Raw genomic sequence first — 26,311 nt, forward strand, 5'->3', positions numbered from 1 at the left:
AGGCGTCGCCCCCATCGAGGCGGTTTCAGCTTGCTAGCGCAACACCGGTGATGAGTGGTTCGAGTTTCTCACGCGGCGTGTAGTACCCGAGTGTTTTCCGTGGCCGATCATTCAAAAGCTGTTGCATCTCCTCAATGTCGACATCACTGACGTGGTTGAAGTTGCTGCCCTTGGGATAAAATCACGTATCAAACCATTCAGGTTTTCGTTCGAGCCGCGCTGCCAGGGCGAGTGGGGGTCACAGAAAAACACTGGGCAATCAGTCGCGATCGTGAACTCGGCGTGCTGCGCCATTTCACTGCCCTGGTCCCAGGTGAGGGTCTTGCGCATACTCGCGGGGAGACCCTTGACCAGATCCTGCAGAACATCAATCACGGTCGTTGAATCCCGCTTTCCCGGGAGACGCCCGATGAGCGCATACCTGGTGCGGCGTTCCACGAGCGTCACGAGCCCCGAGTTGTCTGGACCGACCACCAGGTCGCCCTCCCAATGCCCGGGAACCGCACGATCAGCGGCTTCCGCGGGACGATCGGTAAGTCTCGCCCCCTCCAGCCAGGGACGGCTGCTACGCCGCGGCAGTTTCGATTGCGGGATACGGCCGGTCCGACCCGAACGCAATGCCTTCTCAACGGTGAGCTCGTGCCGGAGTGCGCCTTTGCCCTGCACATACAGCGCTTGATAGATCGTCTCGTGGGACACGTGTCTCTCCGGATGGTTGGGGTATTTCAACCGTAACCGTTCAGCGACTTGCTGCGGTGAATGCTTCGCGTTCAACCCTGCCATGACCGCCACACGCAACCAGGGGTCTGCGAGTCTCCCCGGCCGTGTGCGAGGCCTTGCGGTGAGCGCCCGATAGTGGGCGACTTCGGCAACATATCTTCGCTGTGTCGCGTACTCCACACCATGCTGTGAGAGTTCACGCGACACCGTCGATGCGGACACTCCCAGTTCGCTCGCGATGCGACGCATCGAGAGCGGCTCAGGCAACGACCTCGCTGCCTGAATGTAGGACCGGTCAGCGAGCGTGAGTCGACGATACGCACGACCGGAGTGCACAGTGACCACACGGTCCATGTCAACGGCCGCGACACCGCCATGGTGTCCCAGAGTGAAAGTCATGCCAGCGAGTATGGCCCAACGACTCAGCGTCGTACGCGCGACACCCATCGCGCGGCTCACTTCCAAAGCGGACATGCCACGGGTGAGCGCGACTAACACGCGCTCCCGTTCATCCCAGGACAAGATATTCATGTGCGTAACCTCCAAATGGTTGGAGTGTTGCGCTAACCCCCTGAAACCGCCCGATCGGAGGCGACGCCTACTGCCCGATTGCGGGGTCGAGAGAGGATCGAAGGGTTGAAGGGCCGAAGGGCCTCAAGTACCGGAGGGGAACTGCCGGTGCGTGGCCGCGTTCTCGATGCGGCGCGCGACCCCGAGCAGCACCGGGAGGTGCTTCGGGAGCATCGACTCCTGCGAGGCATGCGCGACGATACCGATCGCCGCGACCACCTGACCCGTGCCAGCTCCGGTTCCCGCCCCCACCGGCACCGCGATCGAACACGCACCCACCCGGGCCTCCTCGCCGGTCACCGCAAACCCCTGGCCCGCGATCTGCGCGAGCTCATCGGCAAGGGCGTGCGGATCCACATGGGTGAACTCGGTGAGCGACACCAGGGGCCCCGCAAGGTATGCCTCGCGAAACCACCGCTCTTCATAGGCGAGCAGCACCTTCCCGACCCCCGTCGCGTGCAGCGGCAGCCGCCCACCGATACGCGAGGCCCGCGGCACCCGCTTCGAGCCGTAGATGCGGTCGACGTAGAGCGCCTCGTTCCCCTCGCGCACGGCCAGCAGCACCGACTCACCCGTGAGCGAGAAGAGATCCTGCAGGAAGGGGCGAGCGGTGTCGCGCAGGCGGCGGCCCGCATTCTGCGCGAGTTCCCAGAGGCGGATCCCGATCTGGTAGCGACCCTGCGCGTCTCGGGCGAGCGCCCCCCACTCGGTGAGCTCGCCCACAATGCGGTGCGTAGTCGAGACCGGGAGCCCCGTGAACTCGGCGATCTGCGTCAGCGAGAGGCTCGGTCCGTGCGACTCGAAGGCCTCAAACACCGCGAGAATGCGCGACGCCACGGTGCGGCCCGCGTCACTCGTGCGCATGACCGTCAGCCCAACTCGATGCGCTCGTCCCAGGCATCCACCGATGCGATCGCGCCGAAGCCACGCGCCATCGCGCGCGACACGTCGGTGTGCAGGTAGTCGTGCACCCGCCAGGCGCAGAGCCTGCCCGCGGCCTCACGGGTGAGCCCGAACCAGTCCATCACCGTGTCAATGCCGTGCGGGGTGAGTCGCCAGAGCTTGTCGGCATCCTTCACGAGCGCGTCGTTGAGCGACTTCGCCGCCTTCATGCTGTCGTGCTGCGAGATGATGTCGGTGATTTCGTCTCGCGTTTCTGGCGGCGTGCCGATTTCGCCCAGGATCTCGGCCGCGATCCGCACCCCTTCGCGCTCGTGCCAGGCGACCAAATCCGGGCGCCCGCCGCTCGGACTGATGGCCTGCAGCACCAGGTCTGCGGGCACCTGCGACCAGCCGGTGTCGTGCAGCAGGATCGCGGGGAGCACCACTTCGGGGTCAGCTTCTGGGTGGGCCTCGCAGAGGGCCCGGGCGATGCCGTAGGCGTAGAGGGTGTGGCTGTCGTTGTCGCGCACGCCGAGGTAGGGCTTCGCCTTCGCCCAGATCTCGCGGTGCTCGGGGAGGAGGCGGAGGGCACCGTCAACCTCAGCTGGGATGTGCGAGTCGACTTCCTGGCCATAGAGATTCTGGGTGGGCTGGAGCTTTGGCAACATGGTTCGATTTCACCCCTCTGTGCGCGTTAGCCCTAGCGTACCTTCCATTCACCGGAACCGCACTGGCTGCGCTCCCGTCTGCACTCCCTGCGACTCGCCGCTGACTCTCGCGCCACCCCGCACCGCACGAGGCTTCCGGCCCGGCCCTTGCCAGACCTTCTGTGGGCAGTAAATGCTTAAATTGGCTGGCGGTTTCAGGGGGTTAGCGCAACACTCCAACCATTTGGAGGTTACGCACATGAATATCTTGTCCTGGGATGAACGGGAGCGCGTGTTAGTCGCGCTCACCCGTGGCATGTCCGCTTTGGAAGTGAGCCGCGCGATGGGTGTCGCGCGTACGACGCTGAGTCGTTGGGCCATACTCGCTGGCATGACTTTCACTCTGGGACACCATGGCGGTGTCGCGGCCGTTGACATGGACCGTGTGGTCACTGTGCACTCCGGTCGTGCGTATCGTCGACTCACGCTCGCTGACCGGTCCTACATTCAGGCAGCGAGGTCGTTGCCTGAGCCGCTCTCGATGCGTCGCATCGCGAGCGAACTGGGAGTGTCCGCATCGACGGTGTCGCGTGAACTCTCACAGCATGGTGTGGAGTACGCGACACAGCGAAGATATGTTGCCGAAGTCGCCCACTATCGGGCGCTCACCGCAAGGCCTCGCACACGGCCGGGGAGACTCGCAGACCCCTGGTTGCGTGTGGCGGTCATGGCAGGGTTGAACGCGAAGCATTCACCGCAGCAAGTCGCTGAACGGTTACGGTTGAAATACCCCAACCATCCGGAGAGACACGTGTCCCACGAGACGATCTATCAAGCGCTGTATGTGCAGGGCAAAGGCGCACTCCGGCACGAGCTCACCGTTGAGAAGGCATTGCGTTCGGGTCGGACCGGCCGTATCCCGCAATCGAAACTGCCGCGGCGTAGCAGCCGTCCCTGGCTGGAGGGGGCGAGACTTACCGATCGTCCCGCGGAAGCCGCTGATCGTGCGGTTCCCGGGCATTGGGAGGGCGACCTGGTGGTCGGTCCAGACAACTCGGGGCTCGTGACGCTCGTGGAACGCCGCACCAGGTATGCGCTCATCGGGCGTCTCCCGGGAAAGCGGGATTCAACGACCGTGATTGATGTTCTGCAGGATCTGGTCAAGGGTCTCCCCGCGAGTATGCGCAAGACCCTCACCTGGGACCAGGGCAGTGAAATGGCGCAGCACGCCGAGTTCACGATCGCGACTGATTGCCCAGTGTTTTTCTGTGACCCCCACTCGCCCTGGCAGCGCGGCTCGAACGAAAACCTGAATGGTTTGATACGTGATTTTTATCCCAAGGGCAGCAACTTCAACCACGTCAGTGATGTCGACATTGAGGAGATGCAACAGCTTTTGAATGATCGGCCACGGAAAACACTCGGGTACTACACGCCGCGTGAGAAACTCGAACCACTCATCACCGGTGTTGCGCTAGCAAGCTGAAACCGCCGCTCCGATTCCGACATTTACTGCCCATTGATGTGGCTTTTCGCACCCCTGTGAATCGGCCGCATCGTGGACCGTGTCGATTCGGGCTGCCGCGTGCAGGCTTCGCCCGCACTTGCCATGAGGGCAAAGTGGGCACGAATGCCAGCTGGTCACCACGGTGGCCAAGCTAGAGACCATCTCCCGCTTACCGCGGGGTTGCTTGATGGGTGCTTTTCCGGCGGTCCTCCCACCCTCGTTCACGCAGCGCCGCGGCCACGCGCTCTACAAGTGCGCGAGGCTGGCGGGCGAGGGTTCGGGTGACCTGGAGCACGATCCACCCCTCAGCCCTCAGTCGTTCGATGCGCTCAACATCCTCGGCGTACGACCCCGCGTGTAGCTCGCCCTGGTACTCGACCGCAACCTTGAAGTCAGTGAAGGCGAGGTCCAGGCACGCGAGGAAACGACCCGACTCGTCGAAAACGTCACGATTCAACTCAGGCTCCGGCAGCCCGGCGAGAACCAGGGTGAGCCGGGTAGCCGTTTCACGAGGCGACCAGGAGTCTTCTCGAATGAGGGTGAGAGCCTGCCTGAGTCGCACCATGCCCTCCCACCTGCCGAGCGCGAGGACTTGTTGTATTTCAGCAACAGTCGTGGGCGCAGGAACCCCCGCGTTCGGGCGCCCGTAGCCAGCACGGTTCACGCGGACGAGATAATCCCCAACGGCCACGAGATCAAAGAGCGACAGCTCACCCAACATCGCCCATGTCGCGGCCGCGGAGGAGAGCAACATCCCGTTTCGCTCCTCTACTCGACAGCGACTCGATTCGAACCTGTGGCCATGCACACCCGCGATCCGGGGTGCTCGCCGCGGCGCCAGCACACTCAGGTGCAAATCCAGGCCCCGAGACCACGGCATCGGAGCGCCCCACATGAGTGCGGCACTTCGGTGGCTGACGAAATGAGCCGCGGATTGGCCGTGCGCCAGCGCCTCAATCAGGTCGAGCTCCCGCCGGTGCGCACGCTGATACTGGTTCAGGTGAGCGTCTTCTGTGCGTTGGCGGATCCGCACTCCTCTAAACGGAGAGTAAAGATCGTTGCCACGCAGCCTCCCGGGGCTGACATTGCGTTCGCGCGCTGCAGAAACGGTGAACGCGCTTCCGAGGTCGCTCGGAAGTGGTGAAGGGGTTCGCATGTGGCCATCGTGGCAAGAGCTTGGATCCTGCGCTTTCGTTTTCCACAGTCGGATGCCCGCATCTAGCTCCCCCCTTGGTTATCCACAGGCTCGCCCACGCAAACTCGCGTTCAGTGGGCAGTAGATGCTCGAATGGCGCGGCGGTTTCAGGGGGTTAGCGCAACACTCCAACCATTTGGAGGTTACGCACATGAATATCTTGTCCTGGGATGAACGGGAGCGCGTGTTAGTCGCGCTCACCCGTGGCATGTCCGCTTTGGAAGTGAGCCGCGCGATGGGTGTCGCGCGTACGACGCTGAGTCGTTGGGCCATACTCGCTGGCATGACTTTCACTCTGGGACACCATGGCGGTGTCGCGGCCGTTGACATGGACCGTGTGGTCACTGTGCACTCCGGTCGTGCGTATCGTCGACTCACGCTCGCTGACCGGTCCTACATTCAGGCAGCGAGGTCGTTGCCTGAGCCGCTCTCGATGCGTCGCATCGCGAGCGAACTGGGAGTGTCCGCATCGACGGTGTCGCGTGAACTCTCACAGCATGGTGTGGAGTACGCGACACAGCGAAGATATGTTGCCGAAGTCGCCCACTATCGGGCGCTCACCGCAAGGCCTCGCACACGGCCGGGGAGACTCGCAGACCCCTGGTTGCGTGTGGCGGTCATGGCAGGGTTGAACGCGAAGCATTCACCGCAGCAAGTCGCTGAACGGTTACGGTTGAAATACCCCAACCATCCGGAGAGACACGTGTCCCACGAGACGATCTATCAAGCGCTGTATGTGCAGGGCAAAGGCGCACTCCGGCACGAGCTCACCGTTGAGAAGGCATTGCGTTCGGGTCGGACCGGCCGTATCCCGCAATCGAAACTGCCGCGGCGTAGCAGCCGTCCCTGGCTGGAGGGGGCGAGACTTACCGATCGTCCCGCGGAAGCCGCTGATCGTGCGGTTCCCGGGCATTGGGAGGGCGACCTGGTGGTCGGTCCAGACAACTCGGGGCTCGTGACGCTCGTGGAACGCCGCACCAGGTATGCGCTCATCGGGCGTCTCCCGGGAAAGCGGGATTCAACGACCGTGATTGATGTTCTGCAGGATCTGGTCAAGGGTCTCCCCGCGAGTATGCGCAAGACCCTCACCTGGGACCAGGGCAGTGAAATGGCGCAGCACGCCGAGTTCACGATCGCGACTGATTGCCCAGTGTTTTTCTGTGACCCCCACTCGCCCTGGCAGCGCGGCTCGAACGAAAACCTGAATGGTTTGATACGTGATTTTTATCCCAAGGGCAGCAACTTCAACCACGTCAGTGATGTCGACATTGAGGAGATGCAACAGCTTTTGAATGATCGGCCACGGAAAACACTCGGGTACTACACGCCGCGTGAGAAACTCGAACCACTCATCACCGGTGTTGCGCTAGCAAGCTGAAACCGCCCGCGGCATTCCGACATCTACTGCCCACCTTTTGGTTGAGCGTGGTATGTGGCGGGGTGGGGCGATGCAGCGGGGCTGCCGCGAAGCTGGGGAGAGCAGGGCGGGCGAGGTTGTCTGAGCAGTGGGGGTCGGAACGCGCTCCGCGCGGCGCGTGGCAAGCTAGGCGCATGGCGAATTCTGCGAGCGGGGAGTCGATGATCGAGCGCGTCGTGCGCGTGCTCGACACCTTCGGCGCCGATCGGACCGTCCAGACCGCGAGTGAGATCGGGCGGCGGGCGGGGCTCCCGAGCGCCACCGCGCACCGGCTGGTTGACGAGCTAGTGCGGGCCGGGATGCTCGAGCGGGACGAGGAGCACCGCGTGCGACTCGGCCTGCGCCTGTGGGAGTTGGCGCTGCGCGGATCCACTGCCCTGAGACTCAGGCAAGCCGCGCTGCCCCACATGGAAGCGGTGCAGGCGGAGCTGCGCGAGCACACCCAGCTCGCGGTGCTCGAGCGCGACGAGGCGCTCTTTCTCGAGCGGCTCTCGCACCCCGACGCGGTCTCGAACATCACCCGGGTGGCGGGGCGGCTCCCGCTGCACGCCTCGTCTTCGGGGCTGGTGCTGCTCGCGCACGCCGACCCGACCCTGCGCGAGCGCGTGCTCGCGGGGCCGCTTGTCGCGGTCGGGCCGGGCACCATCACCGACCCGGGCACGCTGCGGCGAGCGCTGACCGAGATCCGGCGCACCGGCGTGGTCGTGGCGCGCGGCTCGATCGAGGCGGTGTCGACAGGTGTCGCGGTGCCGATCCGGGACGCTGGCGAGGTCGTCGCGGCGCTCTCGGTGGTGCTTCCACGCGAGGTGGATCCGCAGCCCGCCTTGACCCAATTGCAGGGGGCGGCGCGCGCGATCGAGGCGGAGCTGCGCCACACCAGGCCCTAGCGGACTCCCATTCAATGGGAATTCAGCGGCAGTGGATCCGGATCCGCCGCACACTGGTGAGCACCACCGCGTGCGAGCCGCACGAACGACTGACTGATCCACTGTCAAAGGAGACCCAATGACCACCACCCGCACCCGCGTTGCCATCGTCGGCGCAGGCCCCGCTGGCCTGTTGCTGTCGCACCTGCTCGAGCAGGCCGGCATCGACTCGGTCGTACTCGACACCCGGACCCGCGACGAGATCGAGCAGACGATTCGTGCGGGAATTCTCGAGCAGGGCACGGTCGACATCCTCGCCGAGGTCGGCACCACCAGCCGCGTGCACACCGCCGGGCATCGGCACGACGGCATCGAGCTTCACTTCGCCGACGAAACGCACCGCATCGATTTCCCGAGCCTGACCGGCCGGAGCGTCTGGCTCTACCCGCAGCACGAGGTGCTCATCGACCTGATCGCCGCGCGTCTCGAGGCAGGGCAGGATCTGCGCTTCAGCACCACGGTCGACAGCGTCGAGGGTGTCGACACCGCGAGCCCCAGCCTCAAGGGCACCGACGCCGAGGGCCAGCCGTTTACGATCGAGGCCGAGTTCATCGTCGGCGCCGATGGTTCGCGCAGCGTCGTGCGCCCGGCGGTCACCGGATCGAGGACGAGTGGCTATTTCCGCGAGTACCCCTTCGCGTGGTTCGGGATCCTGTGCGAGGCGCCGCCGAGCTCGGAGGAACTCATCTACAGCAACTCGGCGAATGGCTTCGCGCTGATTAGCCAGCGCAGCGACACCGTGCAGCGCATGTACTTCCAGTGCGACCCCGAGGCAGATACGGCAGCCCTCAGCGAGGAACAGATCTGGGACGAGCTCCAGTCGCGCGTGCCGGGCACCGAGCTCAAGCGTGGCCCGATCTTCCAGCGCGACGTACTGCGCTTCCGCAGCTTCGTGGTGAAGGAGCTGCGGCACGGGCGCGCGGCGCTCGTCGGCGATGCGGCCCACACGGTGCCGCCGACCGGCGCGAAGGGCATGAACCTCGCCGTCGCCGACGTGATCCTGCTCAACCAGGCGCTGCAGGCGCTCTTGCTGCGGAACGACGAACGCCCCCTCGACAGGTACGCGGAGACCGCGCAGAAGCGCATCTGGAAGGCGCAGCACTTCTCCTGGTGGATGACGAGCATGCTGCACCTCTCGCCCGAGTCGACCGAGTTTGACCAGATGCGTCAGCTCGGTGAGCTGCGCTCGGTGGTCGAGAGCGAGGCGGGTCGCACGTACCTCGCCGAGGCGTACACCGGCTGGCCGTTCCAGACTGAGCTGTAGCGTCGGTCACGCGACCTCATCCACACCGAGTGGACGTCGGTGCAGGGTTCACGATCGTCGAAACCTGCACCGTCGTCCACCTTGTGTTTAGAGCGCCCTGAGGACCACCGCGCTGCCCTGGCCGCCGCCGCCGCAGATGCCGACTGCACCGAGCGACCCTGAGCCGAGCGACGCGAGCTGACGCGCGAGCGTGCCCACGATGCGCGCGCCCGATGCGCCGATCGGGTGGCCGAGCGCAATCGCCCCACCGTGCGGGTTCACAATCGCGGGATCGAGCCCCAGCTCAGATGCCGACTGCACGCCGACCGCAGCGAAGGCCTCGTTAATCTCAACCGCGGCAAGGTCGGAGACCGAGGCCCCACCGGGCACGCGAGCGAGAGCAGCCGTGATTGCGCGCGCCGGCTGCGAGTGCAGGTGGCAGTCAGGCCCCGCGACGAACGCGGTGGCCTCGACCCGGGCGATCGGCGAAAGGCCAAGCCGTTCTGCCGCGGCCTCGCTCACGATCACGAGCGCAGCCGCACCGTCAGTGATCTGAGACGCGTTGCCCGCGGTAATCGTGCCGTCTTTCGAGAACGCCGGGCGAAGGCCAGCGAGCGACTCGGCGGTCGTCTCGGGGCGGATCCCGTCGTCGGCCGACACCACCGTGTCGCCGCGGCGCGAGACCACCGTGAACGGCTCGATCTCACCCGCAAAGAATTCGGCTGACGCCGCGGCACGCTGGTGCGACTCGGCAGAGAACGCGTCCTGCTGCTCGCGCGTCAGGCCGAGCGGTGCGTTACCGGCCTCGGTGAGTGAACCCATCGCGGTGCGTTCGAACGCGTCGGTCAGGCCGTCGTGATCCACTGTGTCGATCAACTGGGCGGTGCCGTACTTGGTACCCGCGCGCATCGGGATCACGTGGGGCGCCAGCGACATCGACTCCTGCCCCACCGCGACCACCACGTCGGCTTCGCCCGCGTTGATGAGGCGCACCGCCTGCGCGACCGCCTCGGTGCCCGACAGGCACACCGCGTTGAGGGTGATCGCGGGCACGTTCATTGGAATTCCTGCGCCGACCGCCGTCTGCCGCGCCGGGTTCTGCCCCGCGCCGCCCTGCAGCACCTGGCCTGCGACCACCTGGTCAACCTGCTCGGGGGCGACCCCCGCACGAGAGAGCGCCGCGCGAACGGCGTGGGCACCCAGCACGGTGGCGGGCTGCGCCGCGAACTGTCCGGTAAATTTCACGAACGGGGTGCGTGCGTATCCGGCAATCAGTGCGGTCATCAGTGGATCTCCTCAAGTTCAACGGTGAAATCAGCTCCGGTGAGAGAGCGTATCTCACCTTCATCATGCCCGGGTGCGAGCCTACGCAACACCAACGCCCCATTGACCACGTCGAAGACGGCCCGGTCGGAGATGATTCGATCCACCACGCCCGCCCCCGTCAACGGCAGCGTGCACTCGGCAACGATCTTCGGGCTGCCATCCTTCGACACGTGGTCGGTAATCACGATCACGCGCGGGGTGCCGGCGACGAGATCCATGGCCCCGCCCATGCCCTTGACGAGCTTGCCCGGGATCGTCCAGTTCGCGAGGTCACCGTTCGCCGCGACCTCCATCGCACCGAGAATCGCGGTTTGCACGTGACCGCCACGGATCATGCCGAACGATGTGGCCGAGTCGAAGATCGAGGCGCCGGGCAGGAGCGTCACCGTTTGCTTGCCCGCGTTGATCAGGTCGGCATCCTCCTCGCCCTCGAAGGGGAAAGGTCCCATGCCAAGGATGCCGTTTTCGCTCTGCAGCTTCACGCTGATACCCGCCGGCAGGTGGTTCGCGACCAGGGTCGGAATGCCGATGCCGAGGTTCACGTACTGACCGTCGGTCAACTCGGATGCCGCAATCGCGGCCATTTCGTCTCGCGTCCACATGGTTACGCCACCTCTCCGGCTGCGGCGGCGCGCGGCCGCACGGTGACCTGTTCAATGTCTTTGGTCGGATCCTCGACGCGCACGACGCGCTGCACGAAGACACCGGGGGTGTCGATCCGCTCGGGGTCGAGGTACTCTTCGCTGAGATGCTCGACCTCAGCGATCGTCACGCGACCCGACATCGCGGCGAGCGGGTTAAAGTTTCGCGCCGTGAGCCGGTACCGCAAGTTGCCCTCGGAGTCGCCAGTGTGGGCCCGCACGAGCGCGAGATCCGCCACGATGCCGCGCTCGAGAATCGCGCGCTTCCCGTCGAACTCGGCCTCGGACTTCCCCTCAGCAATCGGGGTGCCGACGCCCGTCGGCGTGTAGAACGCGGGAATGCCGGCGCCCCCTGCGCGCATGCGCTCGGCGAGTGTGCCCTGCGGCACGAACTCAACCTCAAGCGTGCCGTCGAGATATTGCTCGGCAAAAAGCTTGTTCTCGCCCACGTACGAGGAGAGCACCTTCCGCACCTGCCGGTTCTCGAGCAGCAGCCCAAGCCCCTTGCCGTCGACGCCCATGTTGTTCGAGACGATCGTCAGGTCGCGCTTCCCGGTGTCGCGCAGTGCGCGAATGAGGTTCACCGGGATCCCACTGAGGCCGAAGCCACCGACCGCGATAGTCATCCCGTCTTCGACGAGGCCGTCGAGCGCCTCCGCCGCGCTCTGTGCGATTTTTGACACCATTGTCGCTCAGCTCCGTTCATCATGTGATCAAGTGGATCAACTACCTCGAGAGTAAGAAACCTAATGAGATAGGTCAATCTCGCACAACATGTCACGGATCAAGTGCTCGCATGGTGACCCCACCGTGATGTATCGTTCACAATATGGACGAATTACTTGCGAGCGACTATCGACGCAACGCTGTCGGACAGGACGCAGGTCGACGGAACACAGGTGGACGGAAAAGCGGCGAACGAAACACTGAAGGCTCGGTGGCCGGCGCGCAGGTCGTGGGCCGCATCGCCGAGGTACTGCGCGCCGTGAGCCAGGGCATGCCGCAGGGCAGAGGAACGAGTGAGATCGCGCGATCCACTGCCCTCACCAGGCCGACGGCGCACCGTCTATTGAGCTCGCTCGCCGAGCAGGGATTCATTGACCGTGACCAGCGCACCGGACGCTGGTTGCTCGGGCCCGAAATCTACCTCTTGGGGGCGGTCGCGGCCGAACGCTACGACATCTCAGAGATCGCGCGCGAGCACGTCGCGGCGCTCGCCGAGGCCACCGGGGAGAGCGCGTTTCTTTCGGCTCGGCGCGGCAACGAGACTGTGTGTCTGCTGCGCGAAGACGGTGCCTTCCCCATCCGCTCATTCGTGCTCTACGAGGGCAAGCGCTTTCCACTCGGGGTGGCCTCCGCCGGCCTCGCGATCCTTGCGTTCCTCCCCGAAGAGACCGTCGAAAGCTACCTCGAGCGCGCCCATCTCGAAAAGGAGTTTGGCCCGCAGCACAGGGCGGAACGGCTTCGGGCTGCCATCGCCGAGACCCGCCACACCGGGTACGCGGTGAACCCCGGCCTCGTGGTCGAGGGTAGTTGGGGTATGGGTGCCGCGGTGTTTGGGCCGACGGGGCAGCCGACGTACGCGCTCAGTCTCACGGGCATCGAACCCCGATTCTCAGCGGATCGGCGCCCCGCACTTGGGCGCCTCCTCCTCGAGCACGCGCACCGGCTGACGCAGCGGCTCGCCCGCGGGTAGGCTCGACAGGGTGACAGACACCCCCCTGCCTCATTTGCTCCATCAGCGGGCGCAACAGGATCTGCAGGCTCTGAAGGCCGCCGCACGGGCGCGCATGCTGCGTAGACGCCGCCGCACGGTCGTCTCGGGCCTTCTCATCTTGGTGCTCGGCGCCGCAAGCTACACCGTCGCCGTCACCACCATCGAACTCCCGGCGCTCAAGGGCACCCTCAGCGTCGCGGAAGAGGCAGAGTACAAGGCCGACGCGTCCGCGCTCGAGGCCGGCATCAACGCCCAGGCACTTCCCTCAGCGGCCGGCTGGGCCCACGACGATGACGTGTGGGCGAACACCGCCGAGCCACAGCCGATCGCGAGCATCACCAAGTTGGTCACCGCGCTGGTGGGTCAAGTGGTGAGCCCGCTCGAGCCCGGGTCTGACGGCTTCACCCACGCGTGGACCCCCGCCGATCGGCAGCGACAGTCCGAACTTATTGCGCTCGACGGCATTGCCTTCCCGGTGCCCGAGGGCAGCGAATACACCCAGCGGCAAATGCTCGAGCTCATGCTCCTGCCCTCGGCAAACGACTTCGCCCAGGCCTATGCCTATGCCATTTTCGGAGACAACGAGGGGTTTGTCGCCGCGGTGAACGGCTGGAAGGCCACCCACGGTCTCGATTCACTCACCATCGTGGAGCCGAGTGGCATGGACGCGGGCAACCAGGCCTCCCCCGCAGATCTCGTGCGCATCGCCCGGCTGGCACTCGCCGACCCTACGCTGTCCGAGATCGTGCGGATGCAGAGCACCGAGATCCCCGGCATCGGCATCGTGGAGAGCACGAATCCCCTGCTCGGCACTGACCCGGGCGTGATCGGGCTGAAGACCGGCCGCCTCTTCGCCAGCGGGTTCAATCTGCTCGCCGCCCAGGCGAGCGAAACGAGCGGCCGCGCACTGGTGAAGATTTCGGTATCGCTCGGGCGTTCCACCGCATCCGACCGCGTCGCCTCAAGCAGAGAGATACTCGCGCTGCTCGAGGGTCAACCGCAGCCCGTCGAGATCCTTGCCGAGGGCGAGGAGGCGGGTTCGCTCGTCACCTGGACCGGCGACACCGTGTCGCTCGTGTCGAACGAGGCCTCCGCCGCCGTGCTCGTGCCCGGCGAGAGCGCAAGCCGCGCGATCACGCTCGCCACGCTCTCGGCACCCTCGGAAGGCATCGCGCCGGCTGGCACGGTCGCTGGCGAGTGGATCACCACCACCCCCACAGGCGAGCAGCGCGTATCCGTGGTCACCGCAGCTGCCATCGCGGAGCCGGATCTGTGGTGGCGCCTCACCCACCCGGCGATCGTGTTCGGCTGGGCCGATCCACAAGCAAACTCGGAAGCCTGAGAGCCAGGCCTACGCACCAGACGGTCAGGTGCCGAAAGCGGAACCGACGCGCGCGGCGACGACCCGACGCAGCGCTTCAAGCGTGAGCCGCACCGACTCGACATCGATGCGCTCATCATGCGAGTGGATCATCTCGCGGTACCGCTCGTAGCTCCAGTCGGCAGAGAGCAACCCGAAGCCATACGCGGGCACGCCGATGCCCCGAAACAGCCGCGCATCCGACCCGCCCGCGGCCATGATCGGCACGACGGGAGTGCCAGAAGTCTCCTCCACAGCACGCGAGACCGCGGCAAACAGCGGGTTGTCGATCGGTGATTCTGAGGCGGGCCACCCGCGCAGGTGCTGGATCTCAACGCCCTCGGCATCGCCCCCGAGCATGTCGAGCAGTAGCTCGTCGACCGCCTCGTCGGTGGTGCCGGGCAGCGTGCGGATGTCGAGATCGATCGTCGCCTCGCCCGGGATCACGTTGTGCGCCTGCCCCGCGCGCAGCACCGTCGGCGAGATAGTGACACGGGAGATCGCGTGCGCGTAGCCCGCGATGCCCCCGAGCTCGCCCAGTGCCGTGTCGAGCCGCACCGGGTCGCGCATTCGCTCGGCGAGCAGTGGATCCGCGATGCGTGCCGCTACGAACGCGTCCCACAGCGGACCCAGCTCGACCGCGGGCTCCACCAGGGCAAGTCGCTGCAACACGATGCCAGCATTGACCGCCGCGCTCTCCGCGCCGAACGGGATCGAGGCGTGACCGGGGCGCCCGCGCACCACCAGTCGACGACCGGCCGAACCCTTCTCTGCGACATCGATGGCGACGTGGCCACCCATGCGCATGCCGCCGGTTTCCGAGAGCGCCTCCGTGACCCGGATCGCCTCGGGGTGTTCCCGGAGCAACCACTTGAGGCCGTACTCGCCGCCAGCTTCTTCGTCGGCAACCGCGAGCAGCACCAGGTCGCCACGAGGCGGGTTGGGCGCGAGCGCCACCTCCCGCACCGCGCACGCGAAGACCGCGGTGAGGTACAGCATGTCGACCGCGCCGCGGCCCCACACCTCGCCGTCAACCAGGTCTCCCCCGAACGGATCGCGGGTCCACCTTTCCGCATCGACCGGCACCACATCGAGGTGCCCGAGCAGGCCGAGCGAGGGTGCCGCAGGGTCGGTGCCGGGCACTCGCGCGATCAGCGAGGCGCGACCTGGGGCCGCCTCGAACACCTGTATCTCGACCGGTGCGTCGGCAAAGAATCTCTGCAGCACCCGCACCGCGCGAATCTCCCCGCCCGAGGCTGGATCGCCGGTGTTCACGCAGGCCTCGCGGATCAGCGCGCGGAGCAGTCCGACCGCGTCTTCAGACACCCGCACCCACCTCCGGAAGCTTCGCGAGTAGGCGGCCTGACGGGCCGCCCATTGATACCTCAAGACTACCCGTTCACTATCAGGACACCTTCTGACTCCTCGTCTAAACTTGGATCAGGTTCTCGAGGGGCGGAGCCAGACGCACTACAGGGAGCAATCATGCCGAACACAGATTCACAGCCCCAGTTGGGGCTCCGGATACGCAAGAAGCGTGCCACGGAAAACGCGATCGAAGTCTCCGCGGTGTCGCTCGCGCTCGAACACGGTATCGAACACGTCACCGTCGAGATGATTTGCGAGCAGGCCGACATTTCGCGCAGCACGTTCTTCAACTACTTCGCCGGTCGCGACTACGCGATCGTCGGCCGGGCCGTCGAGCCACTACAGGGCGAGGAGGCTGCCGCTGTGCTCGCCTCCGCAGCCGGCGACCTGGTGCGCGGAGCGATCCGCCTGATCTTCGCGTCGATCGGGCACCAGCACGTGAACTCCGAGGTCGCACGCAAACGCGCGCAGTTGAGCGCCGAACAGCCAGCCGCGCTGCAGCTCGCATCGGGCATCCTCGTCGAGGGGTCGGTGAAGCTGATTCCGGTGATCGCCGGGTGGCTCGCTGAACATCCCGAGCACGCGAAGCTGGCCGACCCGGTACAGGAGGCGACGTTTGCCGTGGGGCTCGCGCACGCCGCGTTGGGGGCACTCATTTCGGCGATGGCTCAGCAAGACGGTGACATTGCTGCTGGCGACGCGCACGTCGACGATGTACTCGATCAGATGCGGTCAGTGCTCGGCTAACTGGTGGATCTCTTGAACCCCCGCGCACGCGAGGGTTCAAGAGGCGAGCCGCGGCAGTGTCCCGACCGGCCCAGCGCTCTATTCCTCGTCGGCGAGCGCGCGCACCGCGCGCCGATCCGCAACCAGCGCATCGCGCACGCGCCGGCGCAGTACCTTGCCGATGAGTGACTTGGGGAGTTCCTCCCACACCAGGTACGTCGAGGGGCGCTTGTACTCGGCGAGGTGCTCGCGCGCGAACTCGCGGGCGGCCTCCTCGTCGAACGTGGCGCCTGGCTCGAGAATCACCGCGGCCGTCACCACCTCAGCCCCGCCGCCGCGCGGCACACCCACCACCGCGCACTCGGCGACGCCGGGCAGTCGGTTGATGACGCCCTCGACCTCGCTCGGCGCGACGTTGAAGCCTCCGGTGATGATGAGCTCCTTCTTGCGGTCGACGACCGTCACGAAGCCCTCGTCGTCCTGCATGACGAGGTCGCCGGTGCGCAACCAGCCGCCCTCCAGCAGGGTCGCGGCGGTCTCCTCCGGACGGTTCCAGTACCCCTGAAACACCTGCGGGCCTCGAATGAGCAGTTCGCCGACCTCGCCCAGGGCGACCTCGCGCGTGGGTTCGTTCTGATCCACCACCCGAATGTCGGTGGAGGGGAACGGGAGCCCGATCGCGCCGATCTTCCGATGGTCGGTGAACGGGTTTGCCAGGGCCACCGGGCTCGTCTCGGTCAGGCCGTAGCCCTCGTTGAGCATGCTGCCGGCGAGATCTTCCCAACGCTTCACGATGGCGGGGGTCAGCGTCATCGCGCCCGAGATCGCGTAGACCACGCCGCTCAGATCGAGCTTGCCGTCGCGCGCCACGCGTGCGAGGCGGTCGAACATCGGCGGCACGGCTGGCACGAAGGTGGGTGGGAACCGTTTGGCGGCTTGCGCGACGAGCTCCGGGTCAAAGGTCGGGAACAGCACGGCGCGCGATCCCGTCTCGACCGAGTAGATCACCGAGAGCAGCAGCCCGAAGGAATGGAACATCGGCAGCAGGCCGTAGATGCTGCCCTCGCCGCGAGTGAAATCGGGCATCCACGCGGCACCCTGGCGCGCGTTTGACCACAGGTTTGCGTGGGTGATCATGGCACCCTTGGGGGTGCCCGTGGTACCCGAGGTGTACTGCAGGCAGGCGAGATCGTCTTTCGCGGGGCGGGGGTGGCTGCCCGCTAGTGCGGCGCTGCGCTCGAGCTTCGCAAAGGAGACCGTGCCGGTCGTCTTTCCCGTGAGCTTTTCGCGTGACTCGCGAGCCTTCTGCACCGGCAGTCTCAGTGCGAGACGGGTCGTGAACGGCATCGCTCGCGTCACGTCGACGGCGATCACAGAGTGGATCCCGAGATCTTTCGGCAGCGCCTGGATCGTGGGGGCCATCTTGTCCCAGGCGATCACCACCTGGGCTCCGTGGTCGCGGAACTGCACCTCGAGCTCGTCGCGGGTGTAGAGCGGGTTGTGCTCGACCACGGCCGCGCCGAGGCGCAGCACCGCGTAGAAGGCGATGACGTGCTGAGGCGCGTTGGGCATGACGAGGGCGACGCGGTCGCCGGCCTTGACGCCGAGGCTCTTGAGTCCGTTCGCGACGCGGGCGACGCGCTCCCCGAGCTCGCGGTAGGTGAGCGTCGCGCCGAAGAAGCTGATGGCGTCGCGACCCGACCACCGGGTGACACTCTCATCGAGCAGGTCAACGAGCGACCCGGTCACCGGTTCAATATCGATGGGTGTCCCGAGTGCGTAGAACCTGTTCCAGGCGCGGGTTTCGTTCGGATGCATGCCTCAAGGATAGTTCTCCCACACGCACGAACCCTCGCCCCACACATGGGTGGGGCGAGGGTTCGTGCGCCACAAAGACCTACTTGTTAAACATGTCCTTCGCTGCGTCCTTCACGTTTTCTCCGGCGTTCCTGAGATCGCCCTTGGCCTGATCCATCTTGCCCTCGGCGACCAACTTGTCGTTGTCGGTGGCCTTGCCGAAGGCCTCCTTGGCCTGACCCTTGGCCTTGTCCATACCTGCGGAAATCTTGTCGTCTGCACCCATTGGGAGCCTCCTTCGTTCTCGGTAATGTGTGGACGCTCTCCACTCTGCCAGCCACCCCGAGCCACGCACAGGGGGTTGCATTCTCAGCCTCTTTGATGGACCCTCCCGGGCAGCGCCGCCTTACGGGCATGGCGACTCGGCGGGTGTTGCTGTTGGTGGCAGGCTAGAACCTGGAGGCTTTCTCACGACCGTGCCGTGCTGAGGTCACGCGCGAGGCGTCGCTTCACTCACGCACCCTCATCGATCAGTTCGACGCCGAAGTCCGCAACGACGGCTCGCACGAGACCGAGATATCGCTGCGCCTGATCGCTGAGCGGGTTCGCGGCATGGCGGATCCACCCGATCTCAATGCGCTCGTCAACTTCGAGCGGGATGGCGACGATCTCGGGGTCGAGGTCATCGCTCACTATGCCCGTCGAAATCGTGTACCCATCGAGCCCGATCATCAGGTTGAAGATGGTCGCGCGATCGGAGACCCGGATCTCGCGCTTGCTCGACAGGGTTGAGAGGATTTCCTCGGCGAAGTAGAAGGAGTTGTTCGCGCCCTGGTCGAAGGTGAGCCGCGGCATGTCATCGAGATCGGCGAGGGTCACACGGTCGCGGGATGCGAGCGGGTTTCTTCGGGAGATGAAGATGTGCGGCTCGGCACGGAAGAGCGGATGGAAGACCAGCCCGGAGTCACGGAAGAGTTTGTCGAGAACCTTGCGGTTGAAGTCGTTGCGGTACAGGATGCCGAGCTCACTGCGAAGCGTGCGGACGTCTTCGATGATGTCTGCGGTGCGCGTCTCGCGGAGCGAGAACTCGTACTCATCCACGTCACTGCGCTTCACCATGCGCACGAAAGCATCGACCGCGAACGAATAGTGCTGTGTCGACACCCCGAGCAGTCGACGCGACGGCGCCCGCCCCAAGTAGCGCTGCTCGAGGAGCGCCGATTGCTCGACCACTTGCCGCGCATAGCCGAGGAACTCGACTCCGTCGTTCGTGAGCGATACCCCGCGGGCGGATCGCAGCAGCAGAACGCGCCCCACCCGCGCCTCGAGCTCTTTCATCGCCGCGGAGATCGTGGGCTGCGCCACGTAGAGCAGGTCCGCGGCCGCAGAGATCGAGCCTTCCGCCGCAACCTCGATGAAGTAGTGCAGTTGTTGCAGCGTGATGCCGGTCGACTCTCGGGCCATAGGCCCAGCCTATCTTCTTTCATAGTTTTCGCGAGTTAACCGATGGCTCACGATTGCCTTCACGATGGAGTTACCACTTCACGAAGACCGATCCCGGTCTCCCAGCTACAGGATCGACGAACCATGGCGAACGAGTTCACGTTCAGCATCACCACTACCCGCTTCGACGAGAACTACTCGCCCTCCGAGGCTTCCCGGGTCACGACGAACTTCGCGAACCTGGCTCGCGGCGAGCGCCGCCAGCAGAACCTCCGCAGCGCACTGACGATGATCGACCGACGATTCAACGACCTCGCGCGCTGGGACAACCCCGGTGGAGACCGGTACACCCTCGAGCTCGACATCGTCTCGGCCGCGCTGAATTTCAAAACGGCGGGTCAGGAGCACACGTTCCCGCTCCTCGAGGTGCTGGAGATCCACATCGTCGACCAGAAGTCAGGAAAGCGCCACCAGGGGATTGTGGGGAACAACTTCTCCTCCTACGTGCGCGACCACGACTTCAGCGTGCGCCTGCCCGGGGCGAACGGTGCCGGAACCGACGTCACCATCCCCGATGACTTCGGCGATCTCCACGGCAAGCTCTTCCAGCACTTCCTCGATTCCGACGCGTACCAAGCACGCTTCTCCCTGCCCCCGGTCATCTGCATCAGCGTCTCCACGAGTAAGTCGTACCGGCGCACCGCCAACGTCCACCCGGTCCTCGGCATCGAGTACGAGCAGCCTGAGCCCTCACTCACCGACGCGTATTTTGGAAGGATGGGTCTGCAGGTGCGGTACTTCATGCCGCGGGATAGCGTCGCACCTCTCGCGTTCTATTTCCGCGGTGATCTCCTGAACGACTACTCCAACCTGCAGTTGATCGGCACGATCAGCACGATGGAGACCTTCCAGAAGATCTACCGACCGGAGATCTACAACGCCAACTCCGCCGCAGAAGCCGTGTACAGCCCGACGCTGGACCAACAGAACTTCTCGCGCACGCAGGTCGACTACGACCGAGTGGAGCGCAGCGAGTTCGCCCGCAAACAGGGCGCATTCACCGACGAGCACTTCATCACGCCGCACGGCGATCTCCTCGAAGCCTGGGCGGCAGAGCGCCCCACCCCTGTCGCATGACCAACGGAGAACGATCAATCATGAACACCCTGCTCCCCACCTCGACTGTCGGTAGCCTCCCGAAACCAACGTGGCTCGCGCAGCCGGAAGTCTTGTGGTCACCGTGGTCACTCGAGGGTGATGCCCTCGTCGAGGGCAAACAGGATGCGCTGCGGATCGCGGCCCACGTGCAGCACCGCGGCGGCATTGACATCGTCAGTGATGGCGAGCAAAGCCGCCAGCACTTCGTCACGACTTTCATCGAGCACCTCAGCGGTGTCGATTTTGAGCGCCGCGAGACCGTGCGGATCCGCAATCGGTACGACGCGAGCGTGCCGACGGTGGTCGGCGACGTGAGTCGGGAGCGGCCGGTGTTCGTCGAGGACGCGAGGTTCCTGCGCCAGCAGACCGATCGACCGATCAAGTGGGCCCTCCCCGGCCCCATGACGATGATCGACACCCTCTACGACGCCCACTACAAGAGCCGCGAGAAGCTCGCTTGGGAGTTCGCCACGATTCTGAACCAGGAGGCGCGAGAGCTTGAGGCGGCCGGTGTCGACATCATCCAGTTCGACGAGCCCGCATTCAACGTCTTCTTCGACGAGGTGAAGGATTGGGGCGTCGCAGCGCTCGAACGTGCGACGGAAGGCCTGCGCGCCGAGACCGCGGTGCACATCTGCTACGGCTACGGCATCAAGGCGAACACCGACTGGAAGGAGAGCCTCGGCGCCGAGTGGCGGCAGTACGAGGAGACGTTCCCGCTGCTGCAGCGATCCACTATCGACATCATCTCGCTGGAACGCCACAATTCCCGGGTTCCGGTCGACCTCATCGAGCTCCTTCGCGGGAAGAAGGTCATGCTGGGCGCCATCGATGTGGCCAGCCACGAGGTCGAGACGGCAGAAGCCGTTGCTGACACCCTCCGCGACGCGCTCCGGTTCGTCGACGCCGACAAGCTCATCCCGAGCACGAACTGCGGCATGGCACCGCTGCCGCGGCGGGTCGCCCTCGACAAGCTTGGCGCCCTAAGCGCGGGAGCGAACCTCGTGCGCAACGAGCTCGCTGGAGCGACGGCCTAGCGTCTGGCGACGAGCTCGTCGAGTAGGGCCCCGTAGAGTGAAGCAACGATAAGAGATGGCCGCACCCGAAGGACGCCTACTTCGCCGACATGCGACGAATGCGGGCGGCGTAGTCATCCAGCACACCCAGGATGCCGCGGTGCTGCCACACTCGGGCACGAGACTTCCCGGTCATCTCGACAAGCACACCACGCTCCGCCAGCACGTCGAGGGCACGAAGCGCTGCCATCTCCCCCAGTCCAAGCTCCCGCACGACGTACTTCGTGTTTACCGCGGGCTGGCTTACCAGTGCTGGAAGAATCCGCCATGCAGCTGCATCGGAGCGGATGCCCGTCAGCTTTGCGCGAGACTCCTCGAGCTGTGATGCAAGGTCATCCACAAGACCACTCCCAGTCACGGCTGCCACGCGGCTTGCGCGGGCAAACTCATGAATGATCTGCGCGGCGTCTCCCTCGCGGAAGCTCGCAAGTGCGGCAAAGTAGCGGTCGACATCGACAAGCAGCCCGGCCGAGATCGGCACAGCAGTTGATCTCACCAGACCCTTGTTTCGGAGGATTGATTGAGCGAGCGCCCGGCCCGTGCGACCGTTGCCGTCGGGGAACGGGTGGATCGTCTCGAACTGCGCGTGTGCCACCGCCACCTGCACGAGCACCGGAAGGTCTTCCCTTCGCACGAACCGCACCAGGTCCAACATCGCAGTCGGAATACGGTCATGGTGCGGCGCAACAAAGTCCGCGGTTCGTGGGCCCGCCTCCCCGTGCCCGATCCACACTTGTTCATCTCGAAAGCGACCGGCAAACACGGGATCGAAGCCACGTTGATGTAGCATCAGCGCTTTGTGCATCGCGAGGATTGATTCCTCAGTAACTTCCCCCGCCAGGCTCAGTGCTGCTTCCATCGCGTGCACGTTGCCCACCACTGCGCGCGCGTTCGCCTCATCACCCTCGTCGATCTCGGCAAGGGCGAGTTGCTTCGCCGACGTCGTCAGTTGTTCGATCTGAGAACTCGAGGCCGCTTCCGTGCGGAGCAGAATCGCAGCCATTGGGCCAAGTGCGGGGTTGTCGCTTGCGAGCGTGCGCTGCGCGTGAAGATCAAACTCGACCAGCCGGCGGGTCGCATCTTCAACATCAGCCAACGCTTCGGCTGGAAGCCTGGGTGCCCACCCTACAATCGACGCGGTGACAGCAGCCTCGTACGTTCCGGTCTGACGTGTCACTTCCGCGCGAGAATACATTCCGGGCGCACGCGGGATCCAGTCGAATGTCTCAAACGAGATCGGCTCGATCGGGATCAGATTGTCAGCGGAATCTGTTGACACAACTCCACATTACCAACACTTATACAACTAAGTGTTGGTAATGTGCTGAGTTCGGGCTTATAGGACAATACGTGTGGATGGAAACTCGATCTAGCCGCGTGATCATGCGGTAAATCAGGAGTCGTTAGGCTCCGGCACCCTTAACCGTGCCGAAAACATCCAACGCGACCCACTGTCTGATATGCGCGACCCCGCTCGTGAAGAACGGGAAATCAGCGGCCGGTACTCAACGCTGGCGCTGCCCCAACTGCGGGGCCTCGAGCACCCGCAAACGCGCAGACGTTACCCGCAAACACCAGCTCGACACCTTCCTGTCTTGGTTGCTCAGTAAACGTGCGCAGACAGATCTCGGCGGCCCGTCGGCGGCACGCGCGTTCCGCCGGAATACGGCCTGGTGCTGGGACATCACCCCGTCCCTGCCAGCAGTGACCGAACCACCACGGGTGGTGCTCCTCGACGGCACCTACCTGGGGTCCTGGTGCCTGCTCGTCGCGATCTCAGAAGACCTCACACCGCTCGCTTGGCAATGGTGCGCCCGCGAATCCGAAGCGGCCTGGGCGGCGCTACTTAGGCAGATCCCCGCGCCCTTCGTGGTGGTGTGTGATGGCGGGTCCGGCCTCCACGCAGCACTCCGTAACGAGTGGCCAGACACCCTCGTCCAGCGCTGCATCTTCCACGTCTGGATGAACCTCAGAACCCACCTCACGTTGCAGCCACGTACCACGGCAGGCCAGTCCCTGCTTGAAATCGGGAAGCAGTTGCGCCGAATCACGACCACAGATGAGGCGACCGCATGGTTGCAACAGTTGAATGACTGGTTCCTCGTGTACGAAGCCATCATCAAGGAACGCACATATGCGAAACGCCGTGCCGACGGGTCGTGGGAATCATCCACCGGGAAACGGTGGTGGTACACCCACGAGCGGCTTCGCCGCGGCTACCACAGCATGCAACGCTTCGCCCGCGCAGGGCACCTCTTCACCTACCTCGAGGTCGGCTGCCAGAAGACGACCTCACGGCTCGAGGGCGGTATCAACTCGATCATTAAGGAGGCATTGCGGTTGCACCGTGGGATGAGCGAAACACATCAGCAGCGGGCCGCGGAATGGATCCTCATCGACCGGGCCGGGCTCCTCCACACCGCGCATACCTTCCCCGCTCACAACCCAGCCAACACATCAGCGAAACGACGCCCCCTGTTCAGCGAACCAGACCCTGGACCTGCGCTTTACGACACCGGCCTCGCAGCAGAGGAAGGATTATGGCTACGCGAAGGGTGGGCCGGAAGGGGGTGACACGCCCAACGCCATCCACACGTTTTGTCCTATAACCCTGAGTTCGCCACATCTACCCGAGCCCCCGCGCCTTCAGCGCTGAGCGCCTTTCACCTTCGAATCGAAGTTGTAAAGAAAACTGGGATTTGCGGCTCTTCGCATTTAAGAGTGTAGAAGTGCTCCGCGGTGTGGTGCCGTGGAGATGGGTCGAGGTCTCCCGATGATGGAAGTTCTGACGCTCCCCATCCGAAAGACCTCGACATGCACCACGCTACCTTCCAACCTGCCGATCTCACGACTTTCTGCCGACTTGATGAGCTCGGCCTGACCGCGGTCGGGCAAAGATTCGAGCCCGGCAGGGTCGTGCTGGACTGCCGCGTCATCGAGCCCGACCCGTGGTGTCGGCGGTGTGGCGCTGAGGGCGTGCTGCGCGATACCGTGACGCGGACCTTGGCGCATACCCCGTTCGGGCATCGTGCCACGACGCTCCAGATCCGGGTGCGCCGATACCGGTGTGATTGGTGCCGGAAGGTATGGCGTGAAGACACCAGCATGGTCGCGCCGGAACGGGCGAAAATCACCCGGGCAGGGCTGCGCTTCGCGCTCGAAGCGGTCGTGATCGATCACCTCACCGTGTCGCGCACGGCCGCGAATCTCGGGGTGTCTTGGCACACCGCGAACACCGCGATCCTGGCCGAGGGTCACCGGGCGCTGATCAGCGACCCGGCCCGGTTTGACAGGGTCACGGTGATCGGTGTTGATGAGCATGTGTGGCGGCACACCCGCTACGGAGACAAATACGTCACCGTGCTCATCGATCTCACCCCGGTACGTGAGAAACGCGGCCCGGCCAGGCTCCTCGACATGGTGCCGGGTCGCTCGAAGCAGGTGTTCAGTCGCTGGCTGAGTGAGCGCACACAAGCTTGGCGTGACGGGATCGAGGTCGTCGCGATGGACGGGTTCACCGGGTTCAAGACCGCATCGAAAGAGCACCTCCCTGATGCCGTCGAGGTGATGGACCCGTTCCATGTTGTCCAGCTCGCCGGTGACATGCTCGACCGCACCAGGCAGCGGGTGCAACAGGAAACCCTTGGGCATCGGGGCCGCGCGAAAGACCCGCTCTACGGGGTGCGGCGGGTCCTCAGAACCGGGGAGGCGTTCCTCACCGTAAAGCAGCAAGCGAGGCTTGATGCGGTGTTCGCTGACCCCCGTCATGGGGATGTGTGGCGGGCATGGCGCGTGTACCAGCAAGTCGTCGCCGCGTACCGGGAGAAGCTCGCAGGTCTCGGCCGGAAGCGGTTACGGGAAATCATCGACACGGTGAAACAGACCACGCCGGCCAGGTTCACCGAGCTCCGGAAACTCGCGTACACGCTCGACCGGCGAAGGGTGGACATCCTCGCGTATTTCGATCACCCGAGGACATCGAACGGACCAACCGAAGCGATCAACGGCAGGCTCGAGCACCTCCGCGGGTCCGCGCTGGGGTTTAGGAACCTCACGAACTACATCGCCCGGTCGCTCCTTGAGGCTGGCGGGTTCAGACCGTATCTACACTCACAAATGCGATGAGCCGGATTTGCTTTCTTCTTCGGGTGGGTTTGTCAAGTTTGAGGCCAGGCTCAGCGACTGTCACCCTTATATAGGCCGGAAAAAGAAGGCCCGAACCAGCGAGATTTCGCGGATCCGGGCCTCTGGCCTGGCTTGTCAGCCGGGGCACTCAATAAGCGTCTAGAAGTCCCAATACTCGTCACCACCCGCGTAATTCCGCGGATTCTCGGCAATTGTGGAGTTGTCGTGCCCCCAGCGTGCCACTACGAAAAGGGCCTCGTGTCCAGCGCCGTACTGCGGCGGGTGGGACTCTTTCAATGGTAGTCGCGCAGGACTCGAACCTCAACGAATGCTCCTGAGCAGCCAATATCGAATTCGTGTGGCACCCAACACGGCAGTTATAAGATCAACTTATTTATCTCCAGATAGCCAGAAGAACCCAATTTATTGACGCTCTGGAGCGCATCAGTGCACACAGCAATTCAAAC

At 64.7% G+C, this 26,311-nt stretch carries 22 protein-coding genes and 1 pseudogene; 11 read left to right on the plus strand and 12 right to left on the minus strand.

What is annotated here, in order from left to right; all coding sequences use genetic code 11:
- Positions 1–25: 25 nt before the first annotated feature.
- The 3 genes and pseudogenes from ACTNFK_RS11420 to ACTNFK_RS11430 all read right to left on the minus strand — a co-directional run bounded on the left by ACTNFK_RS11420 (position 26) and on the right by ACTNFK_RS11430 (position 2,840).
- A pseudogene (locus ACTNFK_RS11420) lies at positions 26–1,251 on the minus strand (IS30 family transposase).
- Between the two features lie 123 nt (positions 1,252–1,374).
- Positions 1,375–2,154 (minus strand): IclR family transcriptional regulator, encoded by a 780-nt coding sequence (locus ACTNFK_RS11425; protein ID WP_435937757.1) that lies wholly within the window; start codon positions 2,152–2,154, stop codon positions 1,375–1,377.
- Between the two features lie 5 nt (positions 2,155–2,159).
- The gene (locus tag ACTNFK_RS11430) at positions 2,160–2,840 is read right to left on the minus strand and encodes an HD domain-containing protein (protein WP_435937758.1); all 681 of its coding nucleotides are present in this window, start codon (positions 2,838–2,840) and stop codon (positions 2,160–2,162) included.
- A 238-nt stretch (positions 2,841–3,078) separates the two neighbouring features.
- Between ACTNFK_RS11430 and ACTNFK_RS11435 the strand changes: the two genes are divergently transcribed.
- The gene (locus ACTNFK_RS11435; RefSeq protein WP_435936932.1) at positions 3,079–4,305 is read left to right on the plus strand and encodes an IS30 family transposase; all 1,227 of its coding nucleotides are present in this window, start codon (positions 3,079–3,081) and stop codon (positions 4,303–4,305) included.
- 190 nt (positions 4,306–4,495) lie between these two features.
- Here the strand turns inward: ACTNFK_RS11435 and ACTNFK_RS11440 are convergent, their stop codons facing one another.
- Complete coding sequence (locus tag ACTNFK_RS11440; protein ID WP_435937759.1) at positions 4,496–5,080, minus strand: putative endonuclease domain-containing protein; 585 nt, start codon at positions 5,078–5,080, stop codon at positions 4,496–4,498.
- A 592-nt stretch (positions 5,081–5,672) separates the two neighbouring features.
- Here ACTNFK_RS11440 and ACTNFK_RS11445 point away from each other — a divergent pair.
- From ACTNFK_RS11445 to ACTNFK_RS11455, 3 genes are all read left to right on the plus strand, one after another.
- Positions 5,673–6,899 (plus strand): IS30 family transposase, encoded by a 1,227-nt coding sequence (locus ACTNFK_RS11445; protein ID WP_435936932.1) that lies wholly within the window; start codon positions 5,673–5,675, stop codon positions 6,897–6,899.
- 173 nt (positions 6,900–7,072) lie between these two features.
- On the plus strand, positions 7,073–7,825 hold the full coding sequence (locus ACTNFK_RS11450) for an IclR family transcriptional regulator (protein ID WP_435937693.1): 753 nt from the start codon (positions 7,073–7,075) through the stop codon (positions 7,823–7,825).
- A gap of 118 nt (positions 7,826–7,943) precedes the next feature.
- Positions 7,944–9,128 carry a 4-hydroxybenzoate 3-monooxygenase gene (locus tag ACTNFK_RS11455; RefSeq protein ID WP_435937692.1) on the plus strand — a complete coding sequence of 395 codons (1,185 nt, stop codon included), beginning with the start codon at positions 7,944–7,946 and terminating at the stop codon, positions 9,126–9,128.
- An 87-nt stretch (positions 9,129–9,215) separates the two neighbouring features.
- On the opposite strand, the gene ACTNFK_RS11460 is transcribed toward ACTNFK_RS11455, so the two are convergent.
- The 3 genes from ACTNFK_RS11460 to ACTNFK_RS11470 are packed head-to-tail and all read right to left on the minus strand — an operon-like array spanning position 9,216 to position 11,760.
- Positions 9,216–10,391, minus strand: a complete 1,176-nt coding sequence (locus ACTNFK_RS11460; RefSeq protein WP_435937691.1) for an acetyl-CoA C-acyltransferase — start codon at positions 10,389–10,391, stop codon at positions 9,216–9,218.
- A complete protein-coding gene (locus tag ACTNFK_RS11465) occupies positions 10,391–11,035 on the minus strand; it encodes a CoA transferase subunit B (protein WP_435937690.1) in 645 nt (214 codons plus the stop codon). The genes ACTNFK_RS11460 and ACTNFK_RS11465 overlap by 1 nt, the downstream gene beginning before the upstream one ends.
- A gap of 2 nt (positions 11,036–11,037) precedes the next feature.
- Positions 11,038–11,760, minus strand: coding sequence for a CoA transferase subunit A (locus tag ACTNFK_RS11470; RefSeq protein WP_435937688.1), 723 nt, complete (start codon positions 11,758–11,760; stop codon positions 11,038–11,040).
- A gap of 143 nt (positions 11,761–11,903) precedes the next feature.
- On the opposite strand from ACTNFK_RS11470, the gene ACTNFK_RS11475 reads away from it, so the two are divergent.
- Both ACTNFK_RS11475 and ACTNFK_RS11480 read left to right on the plus strand, forming a co-directional pair.
- The gene (locus tag ACTNFK_RS11475) at positions 11,904–12,770 is read left to right on the plus strand and encodes an IclR family transcriptional regulator (RefSeq protein ID WP_435937686.1); all 867 of its coding nucleotides are present in this window, start codon (positions 11,904–11,906) and stop codon (positions 12,768–12,770) included.
- A gap of 10 nt (positions 12,771–12,780) precedes the next feature.
- Positions 12,781–14,133, plus strand: coding sequence for a D-alanyl-D-alanine carboxypeptidase family protein (locus ACTNFK_RS11480; protein ID WP_435937684.1), 1,353 nt, complete (start codon positions 12,781–12,783; stop codon positions 14,131–14,133).
- Positions 14,134–14,157: 24 nt separating this feature from the next.
- Here ACTNFK_RS11480 and ACTNFK_RS11485 read toward each other — a convergent pair whose 3' ends face one another.
- Positions 14,158–15,477, minus strand: a complete 1,320-nt coding sequence (locus tag ACTNFK_RS11485; protein ID WP_435937683.1) for a M20/M25/M40 family metallo-hydrolase — start codon at positions 15,475–15,477, stop codon at positions 14,158–14,160.
- 159 nt (positions 15,478–15,636) lie between these two features.
- On the opposite strand from ACTNFK_RS11485, the gene ACTNFK_RS11490 reads away from it, so the two are divergent.
- The gene (locus tag ACTNFK_RS11490) at positions 15,637–16,266 is read left to right on the plus strand and encodes a TetR/AcrR family transcriptional regulator (RefSeq protein WP_433646396.1); all 630 of its coding nucleotides are present in this window, start codon (positions 15,637–15,639) and stop codon (positions 16,264–16,266) included.
- A gap of 78 nt (positions 16,267–16,344) precedes the next feature.
- On the opposite strand, the gene ACTNFK_RS11495 is transcribed toward ACTNFK_RS11490, so the two are convergent.
- From ACTNFK_RS11495 to ACTNFK_RS11505, 3 genes are all read right to left on the minus strand, one after another.
- Positions 16,345–18,063, minus strand: coding sequence for a long-chain-fatty-acid--CoA ligase (locus ACTNFK_RS11495; protein ID WP_435937682.1), 1,719 nt, complete (start codon positions 18,061–18,063; stop codon positions 16,345–16,347).
- A gap of 79 nt (positions 18,064–18,142) precedes the next feature.
- Positions 18,143–18,328 (minus strand): CsbD family protein, encoded by a 186-nt coding sequence (locus ACTNFK_RS11500; protein ID WP_433646398.1) that lies wholly within the window; start codon positions 18,326–18,328, stop codon positions 18,143–18,145.
- A 227-nt stretch (positions 18,329–18,555) separates the two neighbouring features.
- A complete protein-coding gene (locus ACTNFK_RS11505; RefSeq protein ID WP_433646399.1) occupies positions 18,556–19,506 on the minus strand; it encodes a LysR family transcriptional regulator in 951 nt (316 codons plus the stop codon).
- 123 nt (positions 19,507–19,629) lie between these two features.
- On the opposite strand from ACTNFK_RS11505, the gene ACTNFK_RS11510 reads away from it, so the two are divergent.
- Positions 19,630–20,622 (plus strand): putative oxygenase MesX, encoded by a 993-nt coding sequence (locus ACTNFK_RS11510; protein WP_433646400.1) that lies wholly within the window; start codon positions 19,630–19,632, stop codon positions 20,620–20,622.
- Between the two features lie 20 nt (positions 20,623–20,642).
- A complete protein-coding gene (locus tag ACTNFK_RS11515; protein WP_435937680.1) occupies positions 20,643–21,680 on the plus strand; it encodes a methionine synthase in 1,038 nt (345 codons plus the stop codon).
- 76 nt (positions 21,681–21,756) lie between these two features.
- Here the strand turns inward: ACTNFK_RS11515 and ACTNFK_RS11520 are convergent, their stop codons facing one another.
- Positions 21,757–22,998, minus strand: coding sequence for a Fic family protein (locus ACTNFK_RS11520; RefSeq protein WP_435937678.1), 1,242 nt, complete (start codon positions 22,996–22,998; stop codon positions 21,757–21,759).
- A 197-nt stretch (positions 22,999–23,195) separates the two neighbouring features.
- On the opposite strand from ACTNFK_RS11520, the gene ACTNFK_RS11525 reads away from it, so the two are divergent.
- On the plus strand, positions 23,196–24,293 hold the full coding sequence (locus ACTNFK_RS11525; protein ID WP_445117164.1) for an IS1249 family transposase: 1,098 nt from the start codon (positions 23,196–23,198) through the stop codon (positions 24,291–24,293).
- A 240-nt stretch (positions 24,294–24,533) separates the two neighbouring features.
- Positions 24,534–25,844, plus strand: coding sequence for an ISL3 family transposase (locus tag ACTNFK_RS11530; protein ID WP_435936741.1), 1,311 nt, complete (start codon positions 24,534–24,536; stop codon positions 25,842–25,844).
- Positions 25,845–26,311: the final 467 nt, after the last annotated feature.

The sequence above is a fragment of the Leucobacter fengyongliangi genome, from assembly GCF_052386045.1.